This window comes from Zophobihabitans entericus, assembly GCF_011745665.1.
In the GTDB taxonomy this organism is placed as follows: Bacteria; Pseudomonadota; Gammaproteobacteria; order Enterobacterales; family Orbaceae; genus Zophobihabitans; species Zophobihabitans entericus.
The window spans coordinates 1,714,649-1,738,961 of sequence record NZ_CP050253.1 but is presented as its reverse complement, the minus strand read 5'-3'; the positions used below and the strand labels follow the sequence as shown (position 1 = coordinate 1,738,961).

Below are 24,313 nucleotides of genomic sequence, written 5' to 3'. Positions count from 1 at the left end.
AAAATAATCTGTTAAAATTGCATAATTCGCAAGTTTTAGTTGAAATTACAGGGACAATGCATGAAAAAAGTAATACCCCTTCTGATCGGATTATGTTTTAGTCAATATGCCTTAGCTGAAGACTTATTACAAGTGTATGAGCAAGCAAGATCATCAAATCCTGATTTAAGAAGTGCGCAGGCAGAGCGCGATAAAGCTTACGCGGCCATATCTGGTTCAAGAGCAAGTTTATTACCACAATTAGGTTTAAAAGGTTCATATGGTGTCGCTCATGGTTACCGTGAAGCTGATGACCAGAACACTAAATCAGGTAGTCTGACTCTAAACTTATCTCAATCTTTATTTGATTTTTCCAGCTGGAAGGCACTGAGTATCAGTCAAAAAGCAGCAAGTATTCAGGATATGACCTACGAAGCGCAAGAACAAACGCTTATCCTTGATACTGCGGTTGCTTATTTTAATGTCTTAAAAAGTATCGATACTTTAAGTTATATTGATGCTCAAAAACAAGCTATCTATCGTCAGTTAGAACAAACACGTCAAAAACACCGTGTTGGTTTGGTGGCAATTACTGATGTACAAAATGCACAAGCTGATTATGACCAAACTATTGCTCAACAAGTGAGTGCGCACAATGATTTAAATAATGCGATTGAAGATTTACGTCAGGTGAGTGGACGTTTTTATGCCAGCTTAGCAACGATCAATACTTCATCATTTGCTACTGAAAAACCCGAACAGATTAATCGTTTATTACAACAGTCAGAGAATACTAACTTAAGTTTACTCGCTGCTCGTTTAAGCCTTGATTTATCTAAAGAGCAAATTCGTCAGGCAGAAGCCGGCCACATGCCAACGCTGACTCTTGATGCCTCAACAGGTATTGCAAAAAATGAGAGCTATGGTTCTGCAGCACAAACACCAGGTAATCGTATCAATGGTACTAATCAAATTTCTTTGAATTTGAATGTTCCAATTTTCTCTGGCGGAGCAACACAATCTCAGGTAAAACAAGCACAATATAACTATGTGGTTTATAGTGAAAAACTGGAAAGTACTAACCGTAGTGTTGTAAATCAGGTTCGTTCATCACATAACAATATTTCTGCATCAATCAGTTCGATTAAAGCTTACCAACAAACTGTGATATCTGCTCAAAGTTCATTAGAAGCCACACAATCTGGTTATGAAGTTGGGACACGAACAATTGTTGACGTATTAACCGCAACAACAACGTTATATAATGCAAAACAACAATTATCTGATGCAAAGTATAACTATCTGACTAATTTACTACGTCTAAAATATGCTGTTGGTACATTAACTGCTGATGACTTAGTCACATTAAATAATATGCTTGGTGCACAAGTTGGAACAATCGTTTCAATCGACTAAAAAGTAACAAGTAACAGATATAAAAAAAGCACGGAGTTCGTGCTTTTTTTATATCTCAAATCTGACTAGATTTATTCAATTGTCGCCGGGATTGCTGAATCACTTTGAGTCCAGACTCGATATTTAACCTGAAGATCACTTGGTGCATATACCACAATTGGTAATTTACTGTTATAACGAAGTAAATCTAAATTGCTGTTTAATGTCACAAACTTAGTTTGTTTTTCAGCATTTAAGCATGCCATAAGCGTTGATACCGGACCATTTACTTTCTCAACAACATAGTAATTATAGCCCCAGCCATTGAGCGTTTCTTCCTTCACAGTACCTGTATAGAATTGTGAATTACAATCCACTTCAGTATCTTTACCAATCACAAGTTCCACTTTGGCATTTTCTTCATTTTTAAGTTCAGGTAAATAGATTACTGAACGAGTATAACCCGCTTGCGCTTCCGGATATGGTGCCACTTCGTTCACACTTTGACTCCTTGTCTGTTGAGCTGGCATACTACAAGCCGCTAATAAAACACATGGTAATACTAAAGCCATTAACTTTTTCATTCAAAACTCTCCTGTTATAAATTAACCCTGTTATTTTAGTTCTTTTCATATAAATCGTCATTATAATTTATAGCAACCTCTCCTATTTAAACCATAGTTTTCACGATTAATGTGATATAGTATGATCTAAAATAAACTGATTAAATTAACATTTTATGCCGGCAGAAAAAAACACCTATGATCTTCTAAAGCTCATTTTTAATCTTTTGATTATTGGTTTACTGATCATTATTACTTATCGTGTAGTAGAAGCCTTTCTTTTTGGTTTTTTCTGGGCAGTGATGGTGGTCATTGCAACCTGGCCATTGATGTTAAGAATTCAGCATCGTCTGCTTGATCGCCGTATTCTGGCTGTTCTGGTCATGACATTAATTCTCTCTTTAGTTTTTGTTATTCCATTCTCTTTAATTATTTACAGTATCACTAAAAATGGCGCATATCTGATTGAGTGGGCTAAAAACCTTTCCCATGAACAAATTCCAACACTCGACTGGTTAGCGAGTATTCCGGTGGTTGGTCTTGAGTTACAGCAAAAATGGGTAGAAATTGTCAATACCGATGGTTCCCAGCTTATGGCTGAGGTGCAGCCCCATATAGGTACAGTGATTAGCTGGGTGATTGAACAAGTCACCAATATCAGTATTCTTATTTTCCATTGTGGTGTGATGATTATTTTCAGTGCGTTACTGTATTTTAAAGGTGAAAGTGTTGTTAAACATCTAAAACAATTTGCAGCCAGATTGTCCCCTCAAAAAGGGATTTTTGCAGTGACGTTAGCAGGTCAGGCGATTCGAGCCGTGGCGCTTGGTGTTGTAGTTACCGCCTTAACTCAAGCGCTGATTGGTGGATTAAGTCTCTCACTCACTGGTACACCATATCCAGGACTTTTAACACTGGTTATTTTCATTTTCTGTGTTGCACAACTTGGTCCATTGCTCGTCATGATTCCTTGCATTATCTGGCAATTCTGGACTGATAATATTGTTGCCGGTATTATTCTGATTATTACTGCAATTGCACTGACTACGCTTGATAGTGTAATGCGGGCAATTCTAATTAAAAAAGGTGCAGACTTACCCTTCTTACTCATTTTATGTGGTGTAATTGGTGGTATTTTAGGATTTGGTATCATGGGATTATTTATCGGTCCGGTAGTACTTGCCCTATCATATAAACTCATTAATGCCTGGGTTGAAGAACAACAAGAAAATCAGGAATTTATTAATTAATTGGTTAGTATTAAATTGGCAGTATCAAAGTTGCCACAGTTCCTTTATCTTCTTGTGACTGAATTCTGATATTACCATGATGTAACATGACCACTTCTTTTACAAAAGATAATCCAAGTCCTGTGCTTTTACTTTTATTAGCTCTAGGAAGGGAATAGAAACGTTCAAAAACCTTTTCTTTAGCAAATTCAGGAATCCCTGAACCGGTATCAGAGACAGTAATAATATATTGTTTATCTGCTACTTCTCCTGAAACATTAATTTCCCCACCTTCTGGTGTAAAATCTAAAGCATTATCAAGCAAATTACTCATGGCCTGAGTAATTAAAAAACGATCGAGAACTAATTTCTGACTCTCACTTTTAGCCAGTTTAAGCGTGACCTGTTTCGCTATCGCCTGAATCTGCTTATTTTCAACCACCTGACTTAACAAAGAAGATAAATCTGTTGATTGTAAATCAACACCAACACGACTTTCTAAGCGTGCTTGCTGTAGCATCTTATCAATTAACTGCTGTAGACGCTCACTTTGTTCATCGATGTTATTTAGAAATCTCCGTTCAGTCTCATTAATATCATGACTATCCTGCAAAATCTCTGTCGCTCCACGAATAGCAGCTAACGGACTTTTAAGTTCATGCGTTAAGGTATGTACATATTTCTCAACATAATCCTTACCTTCAAGCTTTAAACGCATATTCTCCAGAGACAGACCAAGTGTCGTTAATTCCGGAGAATCTAACTTCGGCAATAACACTTCTTCATGATTAGACACTTTTTCAGCATAGTTCACTAAGCGACTGATCGAGCGATTTATCCACCAGATAAATACACCACCGACACCCAGTGCCAATATAATAAGGATAAGGCCAAAATATAAAATCCGTCTTTCACTACGCTCAACGATCACAGCCATATCTTTATTTGGCTTAGAGACAGTTAATACACCTGCAATCTCACCTTTAATTCGTAAAGGTGCGGCAACATACATTACACTACTGGTTTTATCCGCCGGATTAGATAAAGTACTTCGTGCACCATATCTCCCTCGCAGAGTTAAGTAAACATCATTCCAGCGTGAATAATCTTTACCTACATCCATTCCTGTTGAATCAAAAATGACGATACCTTGTTTATTGGTAATATAGACTCGATACGCGACACGGTTTTTAACAATGCCATCGATATTAGCGCCGATAGGATATTTATTAACTTCTTCAAAAGCACGATAAAAATCACTCTCATTAAACTGACTTAAATCATCCCGGTCCTGAGTTACAATATGTGCAAGTAAATTAGCAGTATCTACCAGCATCCCCTCTGTAGCCCGGCGGACACTTGGCGTAATCTCTTTAAGAAAAATACTTAAAATAAAGTAACTGGCAATGGCAACTATTAACAGATAACCAATAAGCAACCGTAAACCAATTCTCATCTTATGACTCCTGCACTAAGCAGTAACCTAAGCCACGATGTGTCTGAATAGGCTGGCTGTCAGGATTGATTTGATGAAGTTTACTGCGTAACGTTTTGATATGTGTATCAACAGTACGTTCAAGGCTCTCTTCATTATCACACCAGACTAAATCCATTAATTGTGAGCGTGAATAAATACGATTAGGTGATTTCAGTAGTGTTTTTAATAACAGATATTCATAGCGGGTTAATATCAGACGTTGCCCCTGATAAACAATTAGTGCACTCTGTTCGTCTAACTGGAACTGCTTTACAACCGGCTGAGACTTTTGCTGTTTATCTACGCGCCTTAAAACCGCCTTAACTCTTGCCACCACTTCTCTTGGTGAAAAGGGCTTTGCAATATAATCATCGGCACCAATTTCCAGACCCAAGATACGATCCAGCTCTTCACTTCTGGCAGTTAAAAAGATAATAGGCAAATCATGACTAGTCAGAATTTTTTTAGCTAATTCAAAGCCACTAATATCCGGTAAACCAATATCTAAAATGACTAAATCAGGGCAGACATCAGATGTTTGAGTTAATGCCTGTAAAACAGGCTCACCACGCTCAAACCAACGCACCTGAAAATTTTCAGCGTGTAATTTATAGATTAGCGTATCTGCAATAGCAGGCTCATCTTCAACTAACCAAATCACTGACATCTATATTTTATCCTTTGTCTATTGAGTAATCTGATAGTTCATTAAAATATGCGGAGCTCCTTCTTCCAGATAGACATCTCCTTCTGTAACAAAGCCTAAATTCAGGTAGAAATCTTTTGCATGTAACTGAGAAGATAACTGAAGTTTGGTTAAATTATTCTGTTTAGCGGCATCGATCAAATACACCATAATCAATTTACCTAAACCTTGCTGACGAAAAGGCTTCAAAATGGCCACTCGCCCAATTTTCCCCACACCATGATCTTTAAAAATCATTCTGGCAACAGCTATAGGTTGCTCTTTCTCATACCCAACCAGATGTAACGCTTTTTCATCATACTCATCAACTTCGATTGATAAATCAAAACCCTGTTCATCCACAAAAACTTGTTTCCGGACAGCGAAAGCATCATCTACAATCGGAGAAACTTTACCAATGACATGTTTGATTTTCACACTACACCTATACTATTTAATTTGTTCAATTTAATGATGTTACCCAAATATTTATTTCAGGACAATTCAATTTACTATTAGTTCAAAATAAATCATTTTTATCTACGTCAATCTTATCAGTTTGTTGAGTCCATCACAGATTCTAAATTACGTTTTTTTAACTGAACGATTTATGCTATTCTATTTCAAATTTTAGCAATGACAATAACAACATGCGGATACCTTTTTTCAAATATAATCATCAAAAACATCTTGATGAACTACCAAAACTCAAACAATCTCAAGATGAGTTTCGTATTTTATTGTCCCCTTCTGAATATCGCATTGAATTACTAAAAGCCATAGAGAGTGCTAAACATCGTATTTATATTATCGCCCTTTATCTGGAGAAAGATGAAGCGGGTCAGGAAGTATTAGAAGCTCTTTATCAGGCTAAGAAAAGTAACCCTCAATTAGATATTAAGATTTTTGTCGACTGGCATCGTGCACAGCGCGGGCGTATCGGCGAAGGACCTGTTGAAAGTAATGCCAATTACTATCATAAGATGCAGCAGAAATATCCGGATATTCATCTTGATTATTATGGCGTACCAGTTAACCGCCGAGAGATGCTAGGTGTTTTGCATCTTAAAGGGAGCATCATTGATAATACTCTGCTTTACACGGGTGCAAGTATTAATAATGTCTATTTACATAAACTGGATAAATATCGCTTTGATCGTTATCACTTAATCACGAATAAAGCGTTAACTGACAGTATGGTTAATTATGTTGACCAGCATTTGATCACTGCATCAGCGATTCAAAAGCTAGATAATCCGGAACAACCATCCCGTAAACAGATTAAGCCTGATATCAAACAACTTAGATGGCAACTATCACAAAACCAATATCAATATAAAGCAGATGCTGATAATAACGAGCTAGCTGTTTCCCCTATTATTGGACTGGGTAGAAATAACGATTTAAATCAGATGATTCATCACCTGATTAATTGCACACAACACAAAGCAACATTTTGTACTCCTTATTTCAACCTGCCAGCAGTTCTGATCAAAGATATTATTCGTCTGTTGAAGAAAGGCAAACAGGTAGAAATTATTATCGGTGACAAAACAGCAAATGACTTCTATATTCCGGAAGACCAACCATTTAATATTTCTGGTGGATTACCTTATCTTTATGAGGTCAATTTACGTAACTTCATTACGCGTTTACAACACTTTATCGATAAAGGTTTATTAACCGTTCGCCTCTGGAAAGATGAAGATCATACTTATCATCTCAAAGGTATCTGGATCGATAATAACTGGGTCATGATAACGGGTAATAATTTAAATCCACGTGCATGGCGTTTAGATCTAGAAAACGCAGTATTAATTCACGACCCACATCACCAGTTACAATCTCAGTTTGAGCAAGAACTGGAAAGTATTCGTAAACACACATTTTTGGTTACTCATTACCAACAAATACAAGCCAGCCAGTTCTATCCAAAACATGTTCATAAACTGATCAAACGTTTGAGCCGTATTCGGGTTGATAGAATTATCAAACGATTATTATAGGTTGATAAAGTTGCGCGACGTAGTCGCGCTCTGTAGATCTTAGAGCTGTGAAAACTATTAGCCTGTGGGGTGCGGTAGGCCATCAAACTCACCAAAAGCATTGCGCATGGGCGGCGCAGTCCGTCCTAAACCCAATACTCATAACGAGTAGCGATACAAAAACACACGAACAGAGGGGGCGTGCTTCCCCGCAAAAACCCCCTGCTAATACCATCAAAAAATCTTCAATTGCGCTACATGACCATGCTTTTAAGAAAAATTTACAAGATAAAATCATAATTATTTGATTTTATTACACATTTAAAAATTAAAATGCTTATTAATCAATGCGTTAGAGTAAATTGTGGCTAGCATAAAAACCTGATTATACTGTTAGAAGACCAATCAGACAGCACCAAAACAATCGAGAAGACCTCTCATACTTGCGCTTTAGTAAAATCGCAGTGTTCCCACTGGCGTTCGCAGCTCAACACATTGTTAAGACTAATAAGTTACGCGGCATAGCCGCGTTTTGAAAAACAAATTACTGAATTCTATCGATCCTTCAATGAAACGAATTCAACAAAATCTCCAATATTTTTATAAGCCGGTCGAATAATTCGGCGATCATCAAAATTCAGTTCTTCGATACGATGTGCACACCATCCAACAATACGAGACATAGCAAACAACGCGGTATAAACTTCTTTAGGCAGACCAATCATCTCATACACAAAACCAGAATACAGGTCAACGTTAGCACAAACCTGTTTCTTCGCTTTACTTCCTTTACGGCTCATCACAGCATTGATCGCACGTTCTTCAATTAACTGCAAAAATTCAAACTCTTTCTGACGACCTTTCTCTTCAGCCAGATCCCTTGCCATTTCTTTTAATAAAGAGGCCCGTGGATCAGAAATGGTATACACCGCATGACCAATACCATAAATAAGACCCGCCTTATTATATGCTTCGCGGTTTAACATTTTAGCCAGATAAGTATCCAGTTCTTTAACATCTGTCCAGTCGTTGATCGCCTCTTTCAGGTGTTCAAACATACTACACACTTGTAGATTTGCACCACCATGCAAAGGACCTTTTAATGAACCAATACCCGCCGCAATTGAGGAATAAGTATCTGTTCCAGTTGAACTGGTTACTCTCACCGTAAATGTTGAGTTATTACCACCACCATGTTCAGCATGAATGATCATTGCCAGATCAAGTACTCGAACATCTAAATTAGTGTAACCATTTGAGCCCTTCATCATATATAGAAAGTTTTCTGCAATAGAAAAATTCTCATTTGGATGACGGATATGTAGCGACTGACCTTTGGCACTATGACGTAAAATATTATAAGCATAAGCGATAATTGCCGGGAACTTCGCAACCAGATCGATGGATTGACGCATTAAATTCTCACGCGTGGTATCATCAGGTGCTTCATCATATGTGTACATTTCCAGCACTGTACGAGCTAAAATATTCATAATATTTTGCCCTTCAAGCTGAATAATACTCATCTTAGTTTGCTTCTCTAGCGCCATTGACTCATTGAGTAAACGAGAAAACTGTTTTAATTCATCCTTATCAGGCAAATATCCCGATAGTAACAGAAAAATCACCTCTTCAAATCCGGTACGCTTCTCATGTTGAATACTATGTACCAAATCATCAATATCAATACCACGATAGAGTAACTTACCAGGAATTGCCTGTAATGAACCATCCTCAAGACGCTCATAACCAAGCACATCACCAACTGTCGTTAAGCCAACAAGAACCCCTGTATGATCGGCATTACGCAGTCCGCGCTTAACATTAAACTTTTCAAATAATTCACTCTCAATTTTACACGTCGACTTCACGGTTTCAGAAAGCTTATAAATCATAAATTCATTTTTCATTATTATTTGCTTCCTTATTTTTAGAGGTTTTCAATCATTGCTTGTGTGAAAGCAGTCGTTGATAAGGTTTGCCCATTTGTCATAAAACGCGCTAAATCAACTGTTGCCTGACCGCGTTGGAATAACTTCTCCATCGCCTGAGTAATAAGTTCACCAACTTCTGACCAGCCAAGATAATCAAACATCATAACGCCAGATAACAAGAGTGAAGATGGATTTGCCTGATTCTGACCGGCAATGTCCGGAGCCGTGCCATGTGTTGCTTCAAAAATTGCATGGCCCGATAAATAGTTAATATTAGCACCTGGGGCAATACCAATCCCCCCAACCATAGCCGCAAGCTGATCTGACACATAGTCCCCATTCAGGTTCAATGTGGCAATAACAGAGTAAGCCTCTGGTTTAAGAAGTGTATTTTGTAAAAAAGCATCAGCGATAACATCGTTAATAATCACTTTGTTACTTTCTTTAGCTGTCTTAAGTGCAGCGTCAGCAGCAGCTTTACCTTCTGACTTTTTCAACTTATCATACTGATTCATGGTAAAGGTCTTAGCCGAGAACTCACGTTCAGCCAGCTCATAGCCCCATTGTTTAAAACCACCTTCAGTAAATTTCATAATATTACCTTTATGTACCAGAGTGACAGAAGGTAATTTGTTTGTAATAGCATATTCAATAGCTGAACGAATTAAACGTTCAGAACCTTCAACAGAGACAGGTTTAATACCAAATGAGGAAGTTTCAGGGAAACGAATCTTCTTCACACCCATTTCATCTTTTAAAAAGTGATACAGTTTTTTAGCCTCTGCACTACCTTGCATCCACTCAATACCAGCATAAATATCCTCTGTATTTTCACGGAAGATCGTCATATTCACTTTTTCCGGATATTTAATTGGTGTCTCAACCCCTTTAAACCAACGCACCGGACGCAGACAAACAAACAGATCAAGTTCCTGACGTAAAGCCACGTTAAGTGAGCGAATCCCACCACCAACAGGAGTTGTTAATGGCCCTTTAATGCCAACCAGATAATCCTTAAACGCCTGCATTGTGTCATCTGGTAGCCATGAACCATTCAGATTAAATGACTTCTCTCCGGCTAACACTTCTTTCCAGACCACTTTACGTTTGCCCTGATAAGCCTTTTCTATCGCTTTATCAAAAATAGTTTGAGCTGCCTGCCAAATCTCTTTTCCGACACCATCGCCTTCAATAAATGGAATCACAGGATGACTTGGCACCTTTAACTGGCCCTGATGAATAGTAATTTTATCACTCATAATAATATCCTTCTTTACAGCTCATAATGGCTAAAAAAGCCGGCATAATCCGGCTTTAAGCACAACAATCAGAATCTTATTGCGCTTTTAATTTATTTAGTGCGCTACCTGCTTTAAACCACTCAATTTGAGCCTCGTTATAAGTATGCACAACGTCAACTTTATCAACAGTACCATCACTATGATTTAACACCATAGTCAGATTTTTACCCGGACTAAATGTTGTCAGACCAACAATACTGATCTTGTCGTTTTCTCTTACCTTGTCATAATCTGATTTATTAGAAAACGTTAAAGCCAGCATGCCTTGCTTTTTCAGGTTCGTTTCATGAATACGGGCAAAGGATTTAGCGACAATTGCTTTCACATTTAAGAAGCGTGGTTCCATAGCGGCATGTTCACGAGAAGAGCCTTCACCATAGTTTTCTTCAGCAATAACAATAGAGCCCAGCCCTGCTGATTTATATTTACGCGCTAATGCCGGAACAGCAATATACTCTTTGCTCTCAGTATCAAGCACACTATTAGTTTTATTATTGAATGCGTTAACGGCACCAATTAACATATTGTTAGAAATATTATCTAAATGACCGCGATAGCGCAGCCACGGACCGGCCATAGAGATATGGTCAGTTGTCGCTTTACCTGTGACTTTAATCAAGAGTGGCTGTTCAATAATATCTTTACCGTCCCAGCGGGCAAACGGAGCCAGCTTCTGTAAACGCTCAGAATGAGGAGCAATAACCACTTCAACTTTACTACCATCCGCAATAGGCTCGATATAACCTGCATCTTCAACACTAAAGCCATCTTTCGGTAATTCATCACCAACCGGCTCTGCCAGTTTAACTTTCTCGCCTTTTTTGTTGACTAAAGTATCCGTCATAGGATTAAAACTCAGGCTGCCTGCAATTGATAGGGCTGCAACAATTTCAGGTGAACAGACAAACGCATAAGTATTGGGATTACCATCATTACGTTTGGCAAAATTACGGTTAAATGAAGTGACGATGGAGTTACGTTGTTCTTTCTCTGCTCCTTCACGTTTCCATTGCCCGATACAAGGCCCGCAAGCATTAGCCATAATGACTGCACCTGCTTTCTCAAAGACAGCTAAAATACCGTCGCGCTCAGCAGTATAACGTACTTGTTCTGAGCCCGGATTAATAATCAGCTGAGCTTTCATCTCAATACCTAAATCCTGAGCATTTTTGATAATTGTTGCCGCACGACTCATATCTTCATAAGAAGAGTTAGTGCAGGAGCCAATCAGCCCTACTTCCATATTTTCAGGATAATTACCCTCTTTGATAGCCTGAGCCATGCTTGAAATAGGATGAGCTAAATCCGGAGTAAACGGACCATTTACATAAGGTTCCAGTTCACTCAAATTAATTTCAATCAGTTGGTCATAATAAGTTTCCGGTTGTTTAATGACTTCATCATCAGCCGTAAAACACGCCATTAATGATTTAGCCAGATCGGCAACTTCTTTGCGTCCAGTAATATTTAAATAATTAATAGATTTATCATCAAATGGGAAGATAGATGCTGTTGCACCAACCTCTGCACCCATATTACAAATTGTGGCTTTACCGGTGGCAGACAGAGATTGAGTTCCTTCACCAAAGTATTCAATAACAGCGTTAGTCCCGCCTTTTACAGTCAAAATACCCGCCAGTTTTAAAATCACGTCTTTAGCAGAAGACCAACCAGAAAGTTTACCAGTTAGCTTAACACCAATAATTTTTGGCATTTTTAATTCCCACGGCATACCTGCCATGACGTCTACTGCATCAGCACCACCCACACCAATAGCGAGCATTGCCAGCCCACCTGCATTAGGAGTATGTGAATCAGTACCAATCATCATCCCACCCGGGAACGCATAATTTTCAAGGACAACCTGATGAATAATGCCAGCCCCCGGTTTCCAGAAACCAATACCATATTTATTTGATACATCACGCAGGAACGTATAGACCTCTTTGTTACCATTCTCGGCAACAATTAAATCTTCATAAGCATTTTTATGAGCCTGAATAAGATGATCACAATGAACAGTAGAAGGTACAGCAACACGATCACGTCCTGAATTCATTAGCTGTAATAATGCCATCTGCGCTGTTGCATCCTGCATCGCAACGCGATCCGGATCAAAATTAACATAATCAACACCACGTTGATACAGTTTGATTTCCTCACCTTCGGACAGATGAGCATAAAGAATTTTTTCAGTTAGTGTTAGAGGTTGTTTTAACGTTGCCTGAATATGACTAATTTTATTTGGATAAGCCAGATAAATTTTCTTAATTAAATCAATATCAAATACCATGTTACACGCTCATTGCTTATTATGTGAATTAGAGTAAAAGAACATCAATGAATTGTATATTTATTCATTTTTTATGTTTAAAAATGCAATATTTAGTATGCTAGCTACTTATTAAGTGAAAAACAATGCTGTTTTTACGATTAATTATGAATAACTCAATTAATTTGCCCGTTTTTACCAGAAAAAACAAGTATTCAATGGGAATAAAACCAGAAATAAAGAAATAAAAAAGGCGATTATATAAATAATCGCCTTGCTGACCAGTGTATAACGTTATAAATGAATTACTATATCGTTATCTTAAAAACTCACCGCAGTCATTACCACTCCACTTATAATTGGTCATTACACCTTTCTTAACAGTAAAGGTTAAGTCGCAATAAGAGCGATTACCATATGGATCATATGAATTATAAACATAGCCTAAATACGAAACACCATCGGCAGAAGATTGCTTATCCGGTACACCCCAGGCTGACATAATTTCATTAGCTGAAGCACCAAGCCATGCATCAAAATGGAGGCTAATTATTTGCTTTGCAGTAACACCATTTTTTGTTGAATAAACAAAGTTGTCACCCACATCTTGTTGCTTAGTTGCAGCCTGACAATTGCTTTGTGCCGGAGTAATACGAGGATACTGCCAATAACTACGATTTCTTGATTGCCATAATGTCACGCAATCACCTACATTATAAATATCAAGATCAGAATAAACATCATAGCTCATTCCATCTTTATCTTTTAACTCATATTTAGTTCTTGAGCCCCAGGCATAAACCTGTTCTTTAGTAACAATTGTGACTCCAGTTGAGAAAGCTTTTGGATCTTCTTCATAAGATTGGCTGACTCCACAACCTGCTAATACAACCGCAGCAAGCGCTATCAGAATAAACTTTATACTCTTCATGTTCACCTCAAAAATTTATAAAAAAGCCCAATTTATCTATTAGTTAAACGATAAATTGGACATATTTCTTAATAATGATAGCTATTTTTACTTAGGCTGACATTTAAAGTCACTAATTGATGGAGCATCAAACGGTAAAAGTGCTGGTGTTGAAAGGTAAGAACACGCAAAGTTACGGCCTTTATTGGTTCTTGCATTAAACGTAATACGTTTACCACCTAAAGCATCCGCTTCACCTTCTTTTACATTAGAAAGAGTTACTTCATCTGTTGATGCAAGCCCTAATTCCTGAGCAGTAAGACGTTGAGTTCTCATCTCATCATGTTTATTCGCACCACAACCTGCTAACAATGTTACTGCTACCACTAGCATTAATACTTTTTTCATTTTTATTCCCTTTTCGTGTTATTGAAACAACCTACAAACGAGCCAATTTTATGTATAAGGTTGACCTAAGTCAAATTATCTTCTGTTATGCAAACCCTTTTAAACCAACAACGTGTACATGCTCTTGATTATTAAAGACTTTACGCACTAATTTATATGTTGTCCCCTTCTCCGGACTGATATTCTCTGGTGCCGCAATAACCAGCTGCATCTCCAAACGTTCACAAAGTTCAAACAAGGTCGAAATAGATTTCGCATCCAGACGCGCTGCCTCATCAAGGAACAATAAGCGACATGGAGAGATATCTTTACTACGTAAACGTTTAGACTCTTCTTCCCAGCTTTGAATAACCATCAGAAGGATTGACATACCTGTACCGATAGCCTCACCCGTTGATAGTGCACCACTTTCCGCACGTAACCAGCCATCTGCACCACGGTTAACTTCAACATCCAGTTCCAGATAGTTACGATAATCAAGTAACTCTTCACCAATGGTTTGTGCAGTACGCTGACCAACATCAATATGTGGGTTCAGACGCTGATAAAGCTTCGCCAGTGCTTCTGAGAACGTCATACGATTATTGGTGAATAGATCCTGATGCTCATCTTGTTGCTCAGCCAGAACCGATAATAACGTTGCATGGGTTTCTCGTACGTTCACATTCAGACGAACACCATTCACCTGACCAAATGCTACAGCTTGCAGCCCTTGATTTAGCATACGGATGCGATTTTGCTCACGCTGAATCGTCTTACGAATAATATTAGCCACACTCTTAGCACTAATAGCCAGTTGCTGCTCACGCCCGGTTAACTCTTCAGTTAAGCGAGACAACTCAATTTCCATCTGCTCAATAGCTTCAATTGGATCGTCTGTTTTGACAATATCCTGACGGATACGCTCACGCAAGTGGCTATAAACGGCAATATAGAATTGAATCTTACGCTCAGGGTGTTTTGCATCTTCAGACAGACGCAATACATCACGTAAATGCTCATTATCTGCCACCGCCTGACGAAGAGAACCCAGCGCCTTATCCGACATAGAACGTAAATCTTCTGCATTTAAATAAGCCAGTTCGCGACGATGTAAACGACGCTCAACGCCATTTTCTTTCACCATACGCAGAACCAAGCACCAGCCAGCTTTAGCCTGAACCACCTGCTCACGTAATTGCTGATAATCACGCTCAACTTTACGGACTTTCTTCTGCAATTGATCCATTTCGTTTTCACACATCATCAATTGTTTTTCTAACTGATTACTGTGAGAACGGTTGCTATTCACTTTTTGTTGCAGCTCATCACGGCGAACGCGAGCACGCTCTTCAGTTGCAGTATCGGCTTTAACACCAATTTGCTCCATCTCTTGTTTCAGCTCATTCAACATATCACGTTTAGTATCATAAGCACTCTTCAGTGATACTAAAGTTTGGTTATATTGATTATATTGAGCCTGATATTGGCGAGCTTTATCACGTGCTTCAGTACGTTCTTTTTCAACTTGTTCCAGACGTGTGCGTAATTTCTCATTCAGGTCTGAATTTTCTGTCAGCATACTGGCTGAATCAGCATAACCAAAATGAGCACGACGCTGTACAACTTCGGTTAAAGCAAACACCTGCTGTTTAGCCACGCGTTGCTTGGCTTTAATCTCATCATACTGAGAATGTAGTTCATCATTTTGTTCAGGATCGCTTTGCAGTACCGGCACAAGTGGTTCAAGCTCTGCAATGACATCACGATTACGCTTCACAAAGTCAACTGATTCCTGAGCTTCACTAAGCTCATCACGTAAATCATCAACACGATCCGCTAAATCATCATCTGCCAGCAAATGTAAATAAGGTGTTAATTTATTCAGACTACTTAATTGCTCTTTTAACTGAGCAACCTGTACCTGATGTTGTTTGTCCTGATTTTCCTGACTACTTAACTGACGTTCAATTTCAACACGACGTGCCGACAATTTCTGCATCTCCGCTTCCGGATCAGCTTCAAACGCGACAGATAAATAAGCACCAATAAACTGGCTAACATTTTGTTGTACACGCTGCGTTTTTTGTAAATCAAAAGAGAGTGTGGCGTATTGTTCAGCCAGCACTTCACGCTCAGCAGTTAATACTTCTAAGCGAGTCTCACGCGCAGCACGACCAAATAAAGGTACTTCCGGGAAGCGGGAATAACGCCACTGACGATCACCCGATTTAACCAGAACTGCATTTTCCATCTCTTCGTTATCAAAAACGCTATCATCAAATGATGACGGATCACCTTCGATGAAATAAAGATCTTCCGGGCAGTCTTCCAGTGACTCCAGTTGTGCTCTGACCACAGACAGATCAGGAACCACAATCGCCTGTCTTGACGGACCATATAACGCAGAGAAGTACGGCGCATCTTCAATAGTCACGTCATCATAAATTTCAGACAGTAAAACACCGTTAAAACGTTCTGCGAGCGCATTTAAACGCCCATCTTCAGCACCATTTGGTTGATTGAGTCGTTCAATTTGCTCATCAAGTATTTTACGTTTACCCATTACGCTATCGCGCTCAACAGTAAGCGTACGTTCAGTCTCAAGTAGAGACTGCATATACTCAGTCACTTGTTGATTAGTTTTAAGCGGTTTATTTGATTGCTCACGTAGAGTAATCAAGGCTTCCTGCGCTTTTAACCAGGCTGGTGCTTTCTCGGTAAACTCACGAACTTTGGTTTGAATCTGATTTAGTTCCTGACGCAACTCAAGGCGTTGTTCACTTGATGACGTTGCACTTGCAGAAGCATTTTCCAGCTTCGCTTCCAGTTCTTGCTGTAAATCATCTAATTCTTCGACCGAAATGTTACGCTCAAAACGTTTTGAGAACTGAGCTAAACGTTCTTCAGCTTCTTTTTGCTCATAAAAACGCTGTTCCAGCTCAGCCAGTTGCAGTTGCAGATTTTCAGCGCGTTCTGCCTGATAACTATGGGAAGGCCACTCTTTCAGCGTCTGACGAGCCGCCTGCCATGCCTCACCACGTGTCACTTCACCAACCAGTTTAACCACCAGTTCATAAGCACGTTCAAACTGAGTGACTGCAGCATCTGCTACGCTTAGTTTTTGTTCCAGTTGCAGAACCAGTTCAGTGGTTTCTTTCTCAACTTGTTTAAACTTGGCTAGGTGTTCTTCAACATTCTCTGTAGAAAGTTTTTTCAGCTGACAAACTTCTTTAGCGTTTTCCAGTGCCTGTAGAGCCTGTTGATATTGAATCGCACGAGTTTGCTGAACATCTAACGCCTGCTGATAATCAGCCAATTGCGTTTTGATCTCATCAACTTCTTGTTCTGTCTCTTCTGAACGCGTTTGATACTCTAAATACTGTTCATTGGACTCGCTCACAACTTCACTTTGTTCTTCTAAACGATAAGTGAGTTCATCTAAATCTGATTGATAGCGGTCAATTTTTTCCTGCTGACGCATCGCCGTCTGAACTAAATTTAAATGGTCACTGGCAGCCTGATAATCTGTCTCTAAATCTGACTGAGACTCGGTATATTCCTGTAACTCTTTCGCCATTTCAACATGACGATACTGATCATTAACTAACTGTTGCTTGGTATCAAACAGATCCTTACGGTAACCAAGCACTTCTTCAATATGCACGCGACGCTCATTGGCATGACGCATATAATCTGAGGCAACATAGTTAGTTGACTCAGTAATTAAATGTTTAAACAGATCACGGTCAGACTGAGTGACTCGAATCGCCTCCAGCGTCATCCGGTTTTCACGTAGTGCAGCTTCCATATCCTGGAATGCTTTGCGTACACCACTATTCTCTGGCAGCAGGTAGTCACGCAGAGAACGGGTAATAGCACTGGAAATACCGCCATAAAGTGATGCTTCAATCAGACGATAGTATTTACTACGATCAGATGCAGAACGTAAACGTTTTGGCAGTACGCCAAAATCAAACATTAATGAGTGGTAGTCAGTAATAGAGTTAAATTGTTTAAACTGAACCCCTTCCATTGACTCAATACGGTCTTTCAATTCAGGTAAAGATAAGATTCTGGCCTGACGTTCAGCCAAACGCTCTGTCACCATCTCGGTTGGCTGAATATTGGTCGGTAAGCCCTGAACAATAAATGGTTTGATATCCACTTTCTTATCACGACCGGCAACTTGTTGCAGACGAACACCACAAATAATACGTTGATGACGAGAATTCACCACTTCAAGTAATGAGTAACAAACGCCCGGGCGTAACTTACCGTGTAAGCCTTTATCTCTTGAACCGCTGGTTGCGCCTGCTTCAGTGGTATTACGGAAGTGAAGTAAAGTTAAATCAGGAATTAACGCAGTAACAAAAGCTGCCATCGTCGTTGATTTACCGGCACCATTACCGCCTGATAGAGTTGTAACAAGCTCATCCAGCTCAAAAGTACGGGCAAAGAAACCGTTCCAGTTAATTAGTGTTAATGAGTGATATTTACCATGTTCGATCATAATTATTCCTCTATCCCCTCATTATCCTGACTATTTTCTTCACTACTTTCATCATCAGCTAGAGATAATGAACCTTCAATTTTCATTGCTTCACCATCACGAATCATACGTAATTGCGCTTCCTGTGCATCATCGCCACTACGAACATCGGCCCCAAAGCGGAAAATTGATTCAGTAATACGAAACTTGCTACTGTCATTACCAACAATAAAGAACACCATACCTAAACGACGTAAACGATTAAGTGATGTTCTAACCTTGTCTTGTAATTTTTGACGATCTAAATCTGAACCGGTTGAACGGTTATTTACCAGTTTTAATAATTTACCTTCATCAGCCAGTCCCATGAGTTCATCGTATAGCTCATTGATAGAGAAGATACCTTCATGCGCTAAACGCTCAGGACTGAGGTAAAGATAACAAAGTACTTTACCAACCAGCATATCCAGCTCAGACAATACCGAACGCGGGATAAGTGTTGTCGAACGCGGACGCAGGTAGAAGAACCCTTCCGGTGCACGAATTAATTCAACATGATAGCGTTGATAGAATTGCTCAAGCTCAGCCTGATAATCCATTAAAAATGCATGATTATCCAGCTCATCAATACCAACATGGCGACCTGAACGCAGCGTACTATCAAGTTCAGGGAACAGTGAATTGGCAATAGCCTGAGCCAGCTTAACCGGCATATAGGTTGATAAATTTTGACTCACCGCAGGTGAACCCGGTTTCTCATCCCTGTTTAATGCTTCTTCAATATCCATTTGTTCTTCAGTATGTATTGATGACATGTGCCTGTACCTTAGCTCCATAATCGTTAATCGGTTGCCACTGCGCAGGAACTCCTGAGAAGTCAGCATCTGCTACGCCTAAACGAATCGCTTGATCGATAAATAGACGTGCAATATCAAAGTGTTGGGAACGAGGGAATTGTGCCAGATAGCTACGAATCGACGCTCCCATATCCAGTGGTTTTGCCGCTTCACGGAAGACCAACAGATTTTGCTCGATATGAGCGATAATATGTTCTTGAATCTCTTCAATTTGTTCAAATTCGAGTTCAGAAGGTAACTCACCGGTTACTTCTGCATCTCTGAGCAATAACTCTTCATCGCGCATATCAAGCAAGCGTTCTGCGTTAGCCACAGTAAGTGTCCACGGTAGATCGAAATAACTTTGAATGGAACGACGTAAACGTTGAGAGAAAATTCGGTTTTTATCCAGATCGATAGCCGTTCGGATAAATTTATGCACATGGCGGTCGTAGCCAATCCAGAGGTCAATCGCTTGCTGACCCCAGCTAATAATTCGGTCTAGTTTACCCTGCAAATCGATAACAACGTTATTTACACGTTCAAGTTCAGGGTCATACATGGTTGCATCCTGAATCTGAAGTAAGCTGGCTTGTAGCTTATCCCCTGCTGCTTCCAGCGTATCTTGTAGTTCTCGCAGCGTACCGGATGTTTCTGAAAGTAATGATTCACAGCTGCTAATGGCAGCTTGCCAGTCCTGACTGAGCAGTGCGGCAATATTTTGTTTCACTTCACTTTGTTGCTCATCCATGATGCGCTGAGTCATATCAATACTGTCAAAGATCTCAGCCACAGAATATTTAAGTGGTGCAAACACGTTACGATGCCAGTGAATGTCATCACCACCTTCCTGAGCAGCATCTGCGGCACGTTTTAATTCCTGAGCCACAATCGATAACTGGATAGACAGACGAAGAGTTGAAAACTCACGCTGGCGGATATAGTAATCGGTAATACCAATCCCAAGTGGTGTTAGTCGATAGATAGATAAGCCATCGGTAAGTTCACTGGTAAAACGCGTAATCAGTCGCTGACGAACCAGATCATTAATGGCATTGTTCGCACGGACGGTAATTGTTTCCTGACTCTGTTCAAAACCTTTACTGACATGTCTGAAAGCATCAACCAGTTCAGATTCATTCATTTCACCATCAAATCGCTCACCGTTCAGCGCCGCAATAGCAAGCAGGAACGCCAGGCGCTCTGTTGGTAACGAAATGGAGAAATCATTCTTTTTTGCCCAAGCTACCAGTTCTGGTACTGATTGGGAAAAATCGCTCATATATAACCCTTATAAACTTTCAGCCTAAGCCAACTCTGTAAACGTCTATACAACTAAGTACAAATTACAGGCAAAATAATCGGAGATTATATAACAAATCGGCAAAAAATTGTAATGATTCAAGCAAATTACGAGAAGAAGTTAACATTTAAAAATAACGATTTAATTTTTAAGGAGATATTTGAGGAGATTCATTACCATTGGGTGAAGGTTTCTTGAGGGGTAAATGTTATTAGCATGGTGTTTGGGCGGGGAGCACGCCCCGCTCTGCGTGTTCTTTGTTTTGAGTCTGCTATTAGCATTCGGTTAGGGCGGACTGCGCCGCCTGGGCGCAATATACAATCAGGCTTATTCTGTGTTTGTATTAGCATGGTATGTTGCGGGGGATACATCCCCCGGGTATGTTTTTTGGGAGTGTGGCTGCTGATTCCGTAGGTTTGATGGCCTACCGCACCCCATAGGCTCCCGCTCGAGGGCTCGCTAAGACCTATGAGGTACGCTCTCCATCAATCAACACTTCACCGTTTGAATCAAAAAGAACAAAGAAGAAAAAATTTTTCAATATTAATAAGTTAAATATATAAATTCAAATTTTAACCACTTGATTTTATTAACTTCTATATTTTGTATTTATTAATTATATACACATATCAAAACGATATTAATCGTCTTACTTTTGGAAAAAGTATTTGTGTTTTTAAAAGAGGTTGAGAAAATCTACTAAGTGCCATGGTTCAATAGAATTCGCGATGGCACACTTGCATCTCTTCTCGAGAATTCTATTGAACCATGGCACTTATACCAAGCTGAGAGTAAACACAGAACAAAAGCTATTGCGCATGGGCGGTGCAGTCCGCCCTAAACCCAATGCAGATAACAAACACGATACAAAAAAATACACGCCAGCGGGGTGTGCTCCCCGCCACACAAAACTAAATTAAAACTACGCCTGAAATTTCTTCTCTGCACTCTCTTTAATAAAGTCATATAACTTTTGCGCCGGAATCGATAATGTTTTATCCCGACTTTTAATCAGATATACCGCCCGGCGTAGCGACACATCCTTAAAAGGCACGATCGCAATATTGTGATGTTCGAATTGAAACAGTGTCAACCCGGTAACAATGCTAATACCATAATTAGAAGCCACCATTCCCATCATTGTGGTGAGCTGACGAACTTCCAGAATATACCGGATATTATGAAACTGAATTAACTGGTCAGTATAGATACGAATACTTGTCCCCTGAGAAAAGGCAATCAGTGGCTGATGCTCAAGATCAGAAAGTTCTACATATTCTTTACTGGCTAAGGGATGATCCTTATGACAAATCAAATAAAAATTATCTGAAAATAACACTTCAGAACTCAGCTCATTTAAGGATGGCGTACCTGCCGTCAAAGCCAAATCAGCAGTATGATTGATAATAGATTGCAAGCAGCGATCCCACTGAGTATCCATCAGCTCTACATGAATATTCGGATTTTGCTTATTAAATTCGACCAGTAACTCTGGCACCCACTGCACCGCAATAGATGGTAAAACGGCTAAAGTCACCCGGCCTTCTTCACCTTTGGAACGAACTCTGATCTCATTCACAGTATTGTCATAAGTATGTACCATTGTACGAGCGAGTTCGATAAAATGCAGCCCGTCACTATTTAACTGAACTTTACGAGTATCACGATCAAATAATCGATAACCAATCTCTTGTTCGAGTGAAGCAATAAGTGCACTAAAAGCAGGTTGGGATAAATTTACTTTCTCTGATGCCCGGGTAAAGTTTTCCGCTTCAGCCAGAGCCAAAAAAGCACGTAATTGCTTTATAGATAGATTCATATCAGTCAGTTATCTCATATTTATTTGTTAAATGGATAAACGTTCCTGGTTTTTGTGTGTCAATCCTTAAGTTGCGGTCACTTTAACATAGTTACTCCATTTTTGGACGAGTTATCAAAAGTGACTTTTTAATTCTGTGACGTAAATAAATAAAAAATTCAATAAAGTTAGATTCAGTTTTTATCTTCTTTATTTAACTTAATGAATGTATTGATGTTTTTTATTTATATTATTTATTTAATCGTTCAATTAATTTATTTGAATTGCAAATAGATGGATGTTATTGAAAAAACAGATAACTCTATTTTGTTTTTCGATTAGTTTTATTGCCTTAAATCCCTAAAAATCTTCTCCAAAGTTACAACTCATCATTACATTATAAGGAGAATCTATGTTAGCTCTTATCGGGGTTTTGACGATAGCAGCACTCTTGTACTGCATCATGTCAAAACGAATGTCACCCATTGCGGCATTAATTTTAATACCGACAATTGGGGCACTGATCGCTGGTTGTGGTCTGGAAACACCAAAATATATCGTATCAGGCATTACTAAACTGGCGCCAATGGCGGCGATGTTTGTTTTTGCTATTACGTTCTTTGGTGTTGTTACCGATGCCGGTATGTTTGACCCAATTATTAAACGTATCTTGCGTTTTGTTGGTGTGAATCCTATTCGTATCATTATTGGTACCGGGATTCTAGCGCTAATTGCCCACCTTGATGGTAACGGTGCAGTAACGTTCCTAATTACTGTCCCAACTATGCTACCGCTATTTGACAAATTAGGTATGGATAAACGCATGCTGATCGGGATTACCGCACTCAGTGCCGGTGTTAACTTCCTGCCTTGGACTGGACCGATGATTCGTGCTGCGAGTGCTTTAAATATCTCAACTCACGATCTGTTTGTACCGCTTATTCCTGCTCAACTTTGTGGTCTGGCATTCATGATCTTTATGGGCTATTACTGGGGCAAGAAAGAACAAAAACGCCTTGGTTTAGCTGGTGGCTTCTCTATTGCGAGTGGTTCTTCTGACCAATTCCATGAGAAAGAGCTGACTGAAGAAGAGAAGAAATTACGTCGCCCACATCTATTCTGGGTCAACATTTTACTGGTTGTTGCTGTTCTTGGCACCATGGTATTTACCAAAATCTCTCCAACAGTGGCATTTATGATTGCCTTAACACTTGCGCTAATCATTAACTATCCAAATGTAAAAATGCAATCTGAGCGTATTAATGCTCATGCCAAAGCTGCACTAATGATGGCAAGTATTCTATTTGCAGCAGGTGCTTTCACCGGCATTATGGGTGGTTCTGGTATGTTAAAAGCGATGTCAGAAGCAGCGGTTAACTTTGTACCAGAAAGCTTTGCATCACATGTACCGTTTATCACCGGTATTATTTCAATGCCTTTAAGTTTAGTCTTCGATCCTGATTCTTACTACTTTGGCATTATGCCAGTTGTGGCTCATACCGTTGAAATGCTGGGTGTTCCTGCAATTCAGGTTGCTCAGGCATCAATTATGGGACAAATGACTACTGGTTTCCCTGTTAGTCCATTAACACCAGCCACTTTCTTACTGGTAAGCCTTGCTGGCGTTGACTTAGCTGATCACCAAAAATTCAGTATTCCAATTTTATGGTTAGCTTCCATCATTATGACATTTGCGTGCGTAGTGTTTGGAGTATTCCCGATATAACAGACGCACAAAAGACAAATTAAATCGAATAAAGGTAAATT

The 24,313-nt window shown here is 39.4% G+C and carries 17 protein-coding genes; 4 read left to right on the top strand and 13 right to left on the bottom strand.

Translation table 11 applies throughout. The features are described from left to right. Positions 1–60: 60 nt before the first annotated feature. Complete coding sequence (gene tolC / locus IPMB12_RS07900; protein ID WP_166916595.1) at positions 61–1,395, top strand: outer membrane channel protein TolC; 1,335 nt, start codon at positions 61–63, stop codon at positions 1,393–1,395. Between the two features lie 71 nt (positions 1,396–1,466). On the opposite strand, the gene eco is transcribed toward tolC, so the two are convergent. After that, entirely contained in the window at positions 1,467–1,958 is a 492-nt protein-coding gene (gene eco, locus IPMB12_RS07895) for a serine protease inhibitor ecotin (protein WP_166916593.1), read from the bottom strand. 155 nt (positions 1,959–2,113) lie between these two features. On the opposite strand from eco, the gene ydiK reads away from it, so the two are divergent. Then, complete coding sequence (gene ydiK, locus IPMB12_RS07890; protein WP_166916592.1) at positions 2,114–3,187, top strand: AI-2E family transporter YdiK; 1,074 nt, start codon at positions 2,114–2,116, stop codon at positions 3,185–3,187. A gap of 10 nt (positions 3,188–3,197) precedes the next feature. Here ydiK and creC read toward each other — a convergent pair whose 3' ends face one another. Genes creC through IPMB12_RS07875 form a run of 3 tightly spaced genes read right to left on the bottom strand, consistent with a single transcriptional unit; the run spans position 3,198 to position 5,766 of the window. Next, entirely contained in the window at positions 3,198–4,622 is a 1,425-nt protein-coding gene (gene creC / locus IPMB12_RS07885; RefSeq protein ID WP_166916590.1) for a two-component system sensor histidine kinase CreC, read from the bottom strand. A 1-nt stretch (position 4,623) separates the two neighbouring features. Beyond that, a complete protein-coding gene (gene creB, locus IPMB12_RS07880; RefSeq protein ID WP_166916588.1) occupies positions 4,624–5,310 on the bottom strand; it encodes a two-component system response regulator CreB in 687 nt (228 codons plus the stop codon). Positions 5,311–5,328: 18 nt separating this feature from the next. Then, complete coding sequence (locus IPMB12_RS07875) at positions 5,329–5,766, bottom strand: GNAT family N-acetyltransferase (protein ID WP_208293463.1); 438 nt, start codon at positions 5,764–5,766, stop codon at positions 5,329–5,331. A 212-nt stretch (positions 5,767–5,978) separates the two neighbouring features. Between IPMB12_RS07875 and pssA the strand changes: the two genes are divergently transcribed. Continuing rightward, positions 5,979–7,334 (top strand): CDP-diacylglycerol--serine O-phosphatidyltransferase, encoded by a 1,356-nt coding sequence (gene pssA / locus IPMB12_RS07870; RefSeq protein ID WP_166916586.1) that lies wholly within the window; start codon positions 5,979–5,981, stop codon positions 7,332–7,334. A gap of 533 nt (positions 7,335–7,867) precedes the next feature. Here the strand turns inward: pssA and IPMB12_RS07865 are convergent. The 9 genes from IPMB12_RS07865 to IPMB12_RS07825 form a co-directional block, all read right to left on the bottom strand. Then, entirely contained in the window at positions 7,868–9,223 is a 1,356-nt protein-coding gene (locus IPMB12_RS07865) for a citrate synthase (protein WP_166916584.1), read from the bottom strand. Between the two features lie 20 nt (positions 9,224–9,243). After that, positions 9,244–10,506, bottom strand: coding sequence for an NADP-dependent isocitrate dehydrogenase (gene icd / locus IPMB12_RS07860; RefSeq protein WP_166916582.1), 1,263 nt, complete (start codon positions 10,504–10,506; stop codon positions 9,244–9,246). 76 nt (positions 10,507–10,582) lie between these two features. After that, the gene (locus IPMB12_RS07855; RefSeq protein ID WP_166916580.1) at positions 10,583–12,841 is read right to left on the bottom strand and encodes an aconitate hydratase; all 2,259 of its coding nucleotides are present in this window, start codon (positions 12,839–12,841) and stop codon (positions 10,583–10,585) included. Between the two features lie 295 nt (positions 12,842–13,136). Next, a complete protein-coding gene (locus IPMB12_RS07850) occupies positions 13,137–13,751 on the bottom strand; it encodes a hypothetical protein (RefSeq protein ID WP_166916578.1) in 615 nt (204 codons plus the stop codon). Positions 13,752–13,838: 87 nt separating this feature from the next. After that, positions 13,839–14,138 (bottom strand): putative periplasmic lipoprotein, encoded by a 300-nt coding sequence (locus IPMB12_RS07845; protein WP_166916576.1) that lies wholly within the window; start codon positions 14,136–14,138, stop codon positions 13,839–13,841. 85 nt (positions 14,139–14,223) lie between these two features. Next, a complete protein-coding gene (gene mukB, locus IPMB12_RS07840; protein ID WP_166916574.1) occupies positions 14,224–18,630 on the bottom strand; it encodes a chromosome partition protein MukB in 4,407 nt (1,468 codons plus the stop codon). Between the two features lie 2 nt (positions 18,631–18,632). Next, positions 18,633–19,322 (bottom strand): chromosome partition protein MukE, encoded by a 690-nt coding sequence (mukE, locus tag IPMB12_RS07835; protein WP_407704080.1) that lies wholly within the window; start codon positions 19,320–19,322, stop codon positions 18,633–18,635. A gap of 82 nt (positions 19,323–19,404) precedes the next feature. Then, the gene (mukF, locus tag IPMB12_RS07830; RefSeq protein ID WP_166916572.1) at positions 19,405–20,727 is read right to left on the bottom strand and encodes a chromosome partition protein MukF; all 1,323 of its coding nucleotides are present in this window, start codon (positions 20,725–20,727) and stop codon (positions 19,405–19,407) included. A 943-nt stretch (positions 20,728–21,670) separates the two neighbouring features. Further along, a complete protein-coding gene (locus IPMB12_RS07825; protein ID WP_166916570.1) occupies positions 21,671–22,567 on the bottom strand; it encodes a LysR family transcriptional regulator in 897 nt (298 codons plus the stop codon). A 391-nt stretch (positions 22,568–22,958) separates the two neighbouring features. On the opposite strand from IPMB12_RS07825, the gene IPMB12_RS07820 reads away from it, so the two are divergent. Next, positions 22,959–24,272: a CitMHS family transporter gene (locus IPMB12_RS07820; protein WP_166916568.1), complete on the top strand. Its 1,314-nt coding sequence runs from the start codon at positions 22,959–22,961 to the stop codon at positions 24,270–24,272. The last annotated feature ends 41 nt before the right edge of the window (positions 24,273–24,313 follow it).

What these genes read in the sequence shown, in the direction of transcription:
- tolC (WP_166916595.1), top strand. Translation starts at nt 61, where the DNA reads ATGAAAAAAGTAATACCCCTTCTGATCGGATTATGTTTTAGTCAATAT.
- eco (WP_166916593.1), bottom strand. Translation starts at nt 1,958, where the DNA reads ATGAAAAAGTTAATGGCTTTAGTATTACCATGTGTTTTATTAGCGGCT.
- ydiK (WP_166916592.1), top strand. Translation starts at nt 2,114, where the DNA reads ATGCCGGCAGAAAAAAACACCTATGATCTTCTAAAGCTCATTTTTAAT.
- creC (WP_166916590.1), bottom strand. Translation starts at nt 4,622, where the DNA reads ATGAGAATTGGTTTACGGTTGCTTATTGGTTATCTGTTAATAGTTGCC.
- creB (WP_166916588.1), bottom strand. Translation starts at nt 5,310, where the DNA reads ATGTCAGTGATTTGGTTAGTTGAAGATGAGCCTGCTATTGCAGATACG.
- pssA (WP_166916586.1), top strand. Translation starts at nt 5,979, where the DNA reads ATGCGGATACCTTTTTTCAAATATAATCATCAAAAACATCTTGATGAA.
- IPMB12_RS07865 (WP_166916584.1), bottom strand. Translation starts at nt 9,223, where the DNA reads ATGAAAAATGAATTTATGATTTATAAGCTTTCTGAAACCGTGAAGTCG.
- icd (WP_166916582.1), bottom strand. Translation starts at nt 10,506, where the DNA reads ATGAGTGATAAAATTACTATTCATCAGGGCCAGTTAAAGGTGCCAAGT.
- IPMB12_RS07855 (WP_166916580.1), bottom strand. Translation starts at nt 12,841, where the DNA reads ATGGTATTTGATATTGATTTAATTAAGAAAATTTATCTGGCTTATCCA.
- IPMB12_RS07850 (WP_166916578.1), bottom strand. Translation starts at nt 13,751, where the DNA reads ATGAAGAGTATAAAGTTTATTCTGATAGCGCTTGCTGCGGTTGTATTA.
- IPMB12_RS07845 (WP_166916576.1), bottom strand. Translation starts at nt 14,138, where the DNA reads ATGAAAAAAGTATTAATGCTAGTGGTAGCAGTAACATTGTTAGCAGGT.
- mukB (WP_166916574.1), bottom strand. Translation starts at nt 18,630, where the DNA reads ATGATCGAACATGGTAAATATCACTCATTAACACTAATTAACTGGAAC.
- mukE (WP_407704080.1), bottom strand. Translation starts at nt 19,322, where the DNA reads ATGCCGGTTAAGCTGGCTCAGGCTATTGCCAATTCACTGTTCCCTGAA.
- mukF (WP_166916572.1), bottom strand. Translation starts at nt 20,727, where the DNA reads ATGAGCGATTTTTCCCAATCAGTACCAGAACTGGTAGCTTGGGCAAAA.
- IPMB12_RS07825 (WP_166916570.1), bottom strand. Translation starts at nt 22,567, where the DNA reads ATGAATCTATCTATAAAGCAATTACGTGCTTTTTTGGCTCTGGCTGAA.
- IPMB12_RS07820 (WP_166916568.1), top strand. Translation starts at nt 22,959, where the DNA reads ATGTTAGCTCTTATCGGGGTTTTGACGATAGCAGCACTCTTGTACTGC.